This is a genomic window from Corallococcus llansteffanensis, from assembly GCF_003612055.1.
Classification (GTDB): Bacteria; Myxococcota; Myxococcia; order Myxococcales; family Myxococcaceae; genus Corallococcus; species Corallococcus llansteffanensis.
The window spans coordinates 1-1708 of sequence record NZ_RAWB01000981.1; the positions used below are offsets into that span (position 1 = coordinate 1).

The 1708-nt window shown below is 72.8% G+C and carries 1 protein-coding gene; it reads right to left on the reverse strand.

The genetic code is table 11. The features are described 5' to 3' along the window. Positions 1 to 235: 235 nt before the first annotated feature. Positions 236 to 1462: an exopolysaccharide biosynthesis GT4 family glycosyltransferase EpsE gene (gene epsE, locus D7V93_RS42655; protein ID WP_120648639.1), complete on the reverse strand. Its 1227-nt coding sequence runs from the start codon at positions 1460 to 1462 to the stop codon at positions 236 to 238. Positions 1463 to 1708: the final 246 nt, after the last annotated feature.

A 1708-nucleotide genomic window follows, 5' to 3' on the forward strand; every position in this document is an offset into this window, starting at 1 on the left:
CTCCAGGGGTGGGGTGACACGGCGGGGCACGCCGGAGCCCGGAGCAGTGCAGCGCGGATGCCAGGGACACGGGCCCTCGCCTTCCAGCGAGCGCCCTGCCCTCACGCCCCTTCGCGGTAGCGGCGGGCGTCACGGCACGCGCCGGATTGTGACCGTGGGCGCTACAACGGCCCTGACCCCGCATCCGGGAGGCCGTGCGCTGAAGGGCAGCAGCACGGCGCTTCCGGGTCGCGCTTTACGACGGAGACGCACCCAGCATCTGCGCGAGCATGTCCGCGCTCCGCTCGCTGCTGAACTGCTGCTCCACCTTGCGCCGGCCCGCCTCGCCCAGCCGCACCGCTTCGGCCGGATCGCGCGCCAGCTTCTCCAGCTTCTCCGCCAGCTCCGCGGGTGCCTGCGGCTGCACGAGCACGCCGTCCACGCCGTCGTCCACCAGCTCCTTCACGCCGCCCGCGCCCGTCACCACCACCGGCGCGCGCATCGCCATGGCCTCCATGATGGCCACGCCCAGCGGCTCCTGGAGGCTCGCGAGCGCGAAGAGGTGCGAGCGCTGGATGCCGTCCTTCACCACGTCCTCGCTCACCGCGCCCAGCAGCGTCACCGCGTCCTGAAGGCCGTCCTTCGCGAGCTTCGCCTCCAGCACCTTGCGGTACGTCGTGCCGCCCGCCTCGTCCTCGCCCGCGATGGACAGCCGCGCGTCGATGCCCTTCTTGCGCAGCATCCCCACCGCGTCGATGAGGTCCGCGTGCCCCTTGCACGGGTTCAGCCGGCCGCACGCGAACAGCCGCAGCGGCCCCTCACCGGACCACGGCTCGTAGGGCACCGTGCGCTGGAAGCGCGACAGCTCCACGCCCATGGGCGCCAGCTCGATGCGCTCGGGCAGGCTCCCCGCCAGCTCCTGGTTCACTTCCCCCAGCAGCTTCTTCGTGATGACGAAGGCGAACTTCGAGTGCCGCCACTTCTCCCGCTGGTTCGGCCCGTAGTCGTCCAGCGGCCCGTGCAGCGTCATGCTGTACGTGAGCCCCGACAGCAGGTGCGCGAACATCGCCACGTGCGCGGCGTTGGCGCACGAGTGCACGTGCACGTGCGTCCAGCCGCGCTCCCGCGCCAGCGACGCGAGCCTGCCGCCCATCACCGCGAACGCCAGCAGCTGCGCGCGGCCCTTCGCGTCCAGCCCCTCCGCCCTCGCGATGGACGCCAGACACCGCGCCCAACCCGTGGGCATGGCCCGGGCCACCTCCAGCGCGGCCATGGCCACGCCCCACGGCCCCGGCGGCGCCAGGTACTCCGTGCGCGCCATGGCCTCGCGGGCCCAGCTGTGACTGATGATGCGCGCGGGCGGCGGGCGGGTGGACACCAGCTCCGGTGAGACACCCTTCCCCGGCAACGCCTGCAGCTCGCGCCAGAAGAAGATGTGGGTCTGCCCGGGGAACTCGGGAATCAGGTAGCCGATCTTCTGCACGCGCCTTCTTTAACACGCCCCTCCCCGCGCCCACACGGCAGCCGGGGGAGCCTCGCGGGGTGTCACGCGTGACAGCAGACCCTGGGCACGCTCCTTCGCCTGCCTGCCCAGCCGGGTCATTGGGCCCTGCCGCCTCCATGCGTTATACCGTCCGCGCCTCCTATGTCCGCCGACCCGAGCCCCCCGTCACCTCCCGAGGAGACCCCGCCCGCCAGCGCCGCGCCGTCGCCGGAGCTGTCGCGGCTG